Origin of the sequence: Coleofasciculus sp. (genome assembly GCF_046539235.1) — a bacterium.
Lineage (GTDB): Bacteria > Cyanobacteriota > Cyanobacteriia > Cyanobacteriales > Coleofasciculaceae > Coleofasciculus.
In genome coordinates, this window is the sequence record NZ_JBKHHI010000417.1 from 1 (window position 1) to 5,831 (window position 5,831).

At 44.5% G+C, this 5,831-nt stretch carries 6 protein-coding genes; 3 read left to right on the forward strand and 3 right to left on the reverse strand.

Going from position 1 to position 5,831, the window contains the following annotated elements; all coding sequences use genetic code 11:
- The first annotated feature begins 227 nt into the window (after positions 1-227).
- Positions 228-575 (forward strand): hypothetical protein, encoded by a 348-nt coding sequence (locus ACLFWI_RS25655; protein WP_446415268.1) that lies wholly within the window; start codon positions 228-230, stop codon positions 573-575.
- Positions 576-906: 331 nt separating this feature from the next.
- On the opposite strand, the gene ACLFWI_RS25660 is transcribed toward ACLFWI_RS25655, so the two are convergent.
- The gene (locus ACLFWI_RS25660; protein WP_446406455.1) at positions 907-1,269 is read right to left on the reverse strand and encodes a lipopolysaccharide assembly protein LapA domain-containing protein; all 363 of its coding nucleotides are present in this window, start codon (positions 1,267-1,269) and stop codon (positions 907-909) included.
- Positions 1,270-1,361: 92 nt separating this feature from the next.
- Here ACLFWI_RS25660 and ACLFWI_RS25665 point away from each other — a divergent pair, with 92 nt between their 5' ends.
- Entirely contained in the window at positions 1,362-2,063 is a 702-nt protein-coding gene (locus ACLFWI_RS25665; RefSeq protein ID WP_446406454.1) for a PRC-barrel domain-containing protein, read from the forward strand.
- 152 nt (positions 2,064-2,215) lie between these two features.
- Here ACLFWI_RS25665 and ACLFWI_RS25670 read toward each other — a convergent pair whose 3' ends face one another.
- Positions 2,216-3,346 carry a CapA family protein gene (locus ACLFWI_RS25670; protein WP_446415269.1) on the reverse strand — a complete coding sequence of 377 codons (1,131 nt, stop codon included), beginning with the start codon at positions 3,344-3,346 and terminating at the stop codon, positions 2,216-2,218.
- Positions 3,347-3,356: 10 nt separating this feature from the next.
- Complete coding sequence (locus ACLFWI_RS25675; protein WP_446415270.1) at positions 3,357-4,238, reverse strand: LysM peptidoglycan-binding domain-containing M23 family metallopeptidase; 882 nt, start codon at positions 4,236-4,238, stop codon at positions 3,357-3,359.
- A gap of 316 nt (positions 4,239-4,554) precedes the next feature.
- On the opposite strand from ACLFWI_RS25675, the gene ACLFWI_RS25680 reads away from it, so the two are divergent.
- Positions 4,555-5,403, forward strand: coding sequence for an ABC transporter permease (locus tag ACLFWI_RS25680; RefSeq protein WP_446415271.1), 849 nt, complete (start codon positions 4,555-4,557; stop codon positions 5,401-5,403).
- Positions 5,404-5,831 lie beyond the last annotated feature (428 nt).

The following is a 5,831-nucleotide window of genomic DNA, read 5'->3' on the forward strand; positions in this document are numbered from 1 at the left end:
CGTTAAGGTTTTGCTGCTCATTGGCTCTTTCAGTTGTTGCTCAACTACCGAATTGGTTCTGGTTTTTATTAGCACTCAATGGCATTGAGTGCTAATTTCACAACTTACTTTAACTTACCCTCGATCGTTAAATAAAATTTTCATAAAACTGTTCACAATGATAATCTAGACTCAACTTATTTGATTAAAATTGGGGATAACGGTTGTAAAAGTAGAGGCTAAATTCCATGAACTATACATTTGATATCCTTGGCGTTTCGCCTATCCTGGACTTTTTTAATCATCAACAGCGGATCGGTGAAAAGGCAACTCCCCCAGGCGTTGAATATTTGGGAACCTATCAATGTACCTTGGATGCCTTCTTAGAATCGGTTGAAACCGTTCCCACTCAGAAGGGATGGAATATGGATAGAGCGGTGGACACCGTGATTCAATTCTGGATGAATCACCCAGATCGGATTCGCTATTGGAAAGATCGTCTAGAGGATGCCGGGAACGCTAGTGTACTGGTGTCACGAATCGCCGATATGCCATCGCTTAAAGCCCAGTTTAACTCGCTGTTCAAGGAAAATTGACTTCTCCTTGGTATAAATAACCAAGGATTCTAATCACGCCATCTAGAAAAACCGATATCAAACCTAACCCCCTAGCCCCCTTCCCTTTTAGATCCCCCTTCCGGGAGACCAGAGAATGCTTCACTTTTTGTGCACGGAAGGGGGAGAATTCAAAGCCTCTCTCCTTGTTGGAGAGAGGTTTTCCAGATCCCGACCAAAAGTAAGATTCTCTGTAGGGGGAAACCTCAAGCTATTCGATTTTCTGGTTCCCTCTCCTTGACGAGGGGAGGGTTAGGGAGAGGTCAGATCAAGGTAAAGGGATACACAAGGCAAAACCTCTCCCCTAAACAGCCTATGCATTTAAATCCCGATCAGTTGATTCAGAAGAATCCCGATTGAACTTTAAACTATTTTCCAGATATTCAATCCGTTTTTGCTGATTCGCTAGTTGCTGATTTTGCTCATTTAATTCTTCCTCTAAGTCTTTGTTGTGTCGCTTCTGATGAGCAAGTTTCCAATTTTGCCGCATCAGGGATGGTACCGATACCAATAATCCCACCACAACGCCAACCCCTAGCGTTAAGACGAGAACTAACGCCAAAGATATCTCGACTCGCCAAATCCCTAAAGTAACGGCGATAGGCACAGCATTTTGCAACGCAAAAATAATTGCTAAGATGGCGATAACAACCGCTAAAATTAAAAATAATCGCATCCGTTGTCAGCTAAAATTTAAATACACAACACAAAGCACTTGATCGAACAGCAAGTCACATTGTCTCAAGAATAACCCAAGCGAGGTATCTGATGTCCGCAAAAGCCGAAGTTCTCAAGCAAAGCGAACTCCTAAACCGATTAGTCTTAAATCGTCATACCGCTGAAGAAGTCGGTCGAGTGATACAGCTATGGCTTGATTTGCAAGCCCACCGCGTAGTCGGGTTAACCTGCAAGTCCGGGTTTCTCGGCGGCAAAAAACACCACTTTACCTGGGAACAAGTCAATACTATTGGCAGCGATAGTATTCTTGTCAACAGCATTAAGGAAGAAACCGCGTCGGAAACCCTTGAACCCCTCGATTCTCGCATTGGTGTAGAAGTTTGGACAGATGCGGGAAACAAAGTCGGCAAACTGGTTGATTATATAATTGAACCCGAAACCGGAGCCGTCGTTAATTACTTATATTCCTCCAGTGGTTGGCAAGGAATAATGGACGGGATTTATACCCTTGCACCCGCCGCCGTTTCTAGTGTGGGCAAAAAGCGGATCATTGTTCTAGAAGCAGCAGTAAAAAACAGTGAGAAATATACCGAAGGCGTCCATGAACGCATGAGTCAAGCCGCAGAATTTATTCGCAGTGACTACAAGAAAACCCTTCAGCATGTAGAATCCCTAAAACAAGGTGTTCCCCAGGTTACAGATAATCTCACCGACCAAGCCAAAGCCGCTGGTGATAAACTCAAAGAACGATTCTCTGAAGGGAAAGATTCGAGTCAAAAAAAGGATGAATAATGAAATAGTTTTGACCCTTCATGACCTTCGAGGGAACCTGGCGCGTGAGTTTTTTAATCTGTAGGGGCGGGTTTCACTATAATCCTTTGTGTTTGACCCTGATGTAACTAAACCCGCCCTTTCCAAGTGAATAATTATTTGACCAATGACCATTACTGAGGCATAATTTTACCCGTTGAATCAATCTGTAAAGGAGTATTAGGAAAATCACTCTGAGTAAGCTGGCGCATCAGTCGAATCGTGCGCCCTTGGGAATCCGGATAAGGAATCCCCTGATGATTTAACATAATTGGAATGATTTGACCCGAAACCAAATCACCCTGGTTATCCAACTCCACATCTAATACTAAAGAATACGCCAATTGAGCTTGAGTCGAGAGAGTCCGATACCCCATAAAATTGCCCAAAGAATAGGCAATTAATTTCCCCTTATACAGTTCTAATGCTCTAGGAACATGAGGTCCATGTCCGAGAATTAAATCAGCGCCGTGGTCAATCATCGTCTGGGAAAACTTAACCAAATTGCCGCGATTTTCGCCAAAAAAATACTCCGTTTGATTGCGAACATGCATCGCCCCAGTGCCTTCCGCCCCTGCATGGACGGAAATAATCACGATATGGGCATTTTGACTGGCTTCTTCCACTAACGCTATAGCGGCAGGCAAATCATTCAGCGAATTGTGATAATTAAAATAACTAAAACCAATCCAGGCAATCCATAGATCATTGATGTTAGCATATAAAATTTGATTCTTTTCGCCTAATGCTTTAACTCCAGCCTGTTCCAAATTATTAATAGTATCTGCAAATCCTTGACGTGAGAAATCATAAGAATGGTTGTTGGCAACGCTCATAATATCAAAGCCCACCTCTTTTAACAAAGAGGCATAATCAGGCGGCGTGCGAAAGGCGATAATTAATCCCCCTATCGACTTAGCAGAATAGGGATAATTCGTTAAAGTACTCTCATAATTACCAAATAATAAATCAGCACCTTGCAAGCTGGGTTGAACGGCTTGAAAGAGAACCGCTTTATTGGGATGCAGTTTATTCTGAGGATAATTCGTACCCGGAATAATATCACCCACGGCTTTAATCTGAACCGTCACATTCGGCGGCGGCGGTTCTGTGGGGATATCCGATTGAGGTTGAATGATTGGTTCTGCTGGGGGTTCAGGATAGCTTTGGACAACACCATAACCCATACCGCACAAGAAGCTGACCGTACCCACTGACAGCAACAATGCTCCGCTGCGACGTAATGATATGATAAAGTTCGTCATTTGTCATTCGTCATTCGTCATTTATCGGTCTTGCCGTCAAATGTAACTCTGGGTCTTGCGCTACCCAACCCGCAGGCGCATTGAAGCGAACTTCAAAATGCAAATGAGGTTGGTCAATGTCCGGACTTCCTGTAGTACCTACCGCCCCTAACGGTGTTCCCGCTTTGATCCGTTGACCCGTTCTCACCGAAAGACGACTTAAATGAGCATACCGGGTTTGGCGTCCACCTTGGTGATTGATCACAACTAAATTACCATAGGTTCCCTGTTGACCCGCAAAGGCAACTGTACCGGAATCTACGGCTAACACCGTGGTTCCAGGGTCTGCCAGTAAATCAATCCCACTATGAAACTGAGTTTGTCCATCGTCATTTTGATGCCAACCGTAATTAAACCCCATAGGCGCTAAGGTGGGCAAGGGATAACCAGCAAATCCGGTATAGTTTTCCACAGGTTTACGATTTGCCAGTACCCAATTCACCCCTGAGACAAAAACCACATCGGGGGGTTGTGACGAACAGCCATTGACTTCAAATAAAATATCAGCGCGGATACCATAGGCCTCTGCTAAATCTTGCCAGCTAGCCCCAGCCGGAACTTGCACCCGAATTCCATTAAAGGGAGGAATCAGAATCTCTCGACCCACGGGCATGGATTTTCCTGACATGCTAGGATTGAGTTCTGCTAAGGTTTCTGGGATCAGACTGTATCGTTCAGCAATACTGTTCAACGTTTCACCGGGCGCTACTTTGTGTTTCTGCAAGCGCGAAAGGGCAGGTGCTGGACAGCTATTTTCAGACGGTGAGGATGATTGTGCCGTTGCTGGATTGGAGATTGGGGCAACGAGGCAAATCACGGTGGAAAAGATAGGCAGCCAGCGATAGAATGTCATAGTTGAGAAGTATGAATAGCTAATGGTATAGTATTTCGTTTTTTATTATTATGGCTTGCCGCAGCATAACGTATCGGGCAGGCGATCGCACTCGAACTCCAGCTTGATCAATTAACTCAGATGATAGCGATTCGCGATCGCAATAATTGACAGCTAGTTTTTTTTATTAAGATTTGTGTAAGTAACTTGACATCTACAGAATCATGAGAAAAGCGGATCAGGAAGTAAAAATTATTACCAATTCCGCTTCAATCAGCTTCAGGAAAAGTATGGGTGTAGGATAAAGTGTTTAAAGTTATACGTGATACTAAAGCCAATGCGAGGCGTGATTCGGAAAGCCGGTAAAGTTAGGCGCTGGTTGCCCATAAATGAGCAGTGGTGGGTCAAATTTGACCTACTGCGGACATTAGTGCGCCGGGATTTGGAGGCACGGTATAAGGGTTCGGTATTGGGGAATTTGTGGCCCCTGCTTAATCAACTGTCTCAGTTGCTGATTTATACCTACGTGTTTTCCATTGTCCTGAAGGTGAAGCTAAGTCTGAAAGGATTACCGGCTGATAACAATATTGCCTTTGGCTTATGGTTGTTTGCCGGGTTATTGCCTTGGATTGCTTTTACTGGGGGGTTAACACAATCGGCGGGTTCGGTAGTCGGACAACCCAATTTGGTAAAAAAGGTGGTGTTTCCTTTGGCACTATTACCACTGGTTCCTGTATTATCGACATTTATTGAAAGTGCCTTAGGGTTAGCCGCGTTGATTGTGTTAGTTGCCATATCTTCAGGAACATTACATGCCACATTAGCGTTATTGCCTTTAGTTTGGTTAACCCAGTTGTTATTAACCGCCGGGTTAGGATATTTGGCAGCTGGGTTAACCGTATTTTTGCGAGATATTCCCCAGACGCTGGGGGTGATTTTGAATCTTTGGTTTTATATGACGCCGATTGTCTATCCCGCTTCGGTGATTCCAGAAGGGTTACGGGATTGGGTGTTTTGGTTGAATCCTCTAGCTGTGATTGCTCAGGTTTATCGGGATTTGGTATTAGTGGGTTCAGTTGAACATGGGTTAGAATGGGTAGTCGCGTTTGGCGTTTCTGGGGTAGTGTTTGGCGTGGGGCTTTGGTGTTATCAGAAATTGCGTCCCGCGTTTGCGGATGTATTATAACTCAGGGGGTTTGGAAACCAAACCCCTACGGTTTGGGTTTCTATGTCAATTTTGATACAATCGGCGCGATCGCATAACGCCTAAACTACAACAAAATTGGCTACATCCACCTAAGTGGCTTGTACACTGGCATCCATTTCCAGGATTATCGGGATTATGGCGATTATCGGAATTATTGGAATTATCGCGGTTGTAGGGGCGAGTCGCTGCATATCTTAGGTGGTGTAAGAATTAACCTATATCGACTCGCCCCTGTCCCAATGTTGTGTTAGATCATTACCAATACCCGGCGGTGGGCGACCCGATACAATTAAAGGTTAGGTAATGTTAATTGAATGCGGCGGGTCGCCCCTACCAGGGTTAAAAGGTATCTAGTACCCGATTTTTCCCCATATCTTACACCGGGCGACCCGATACAATTAAAGGTT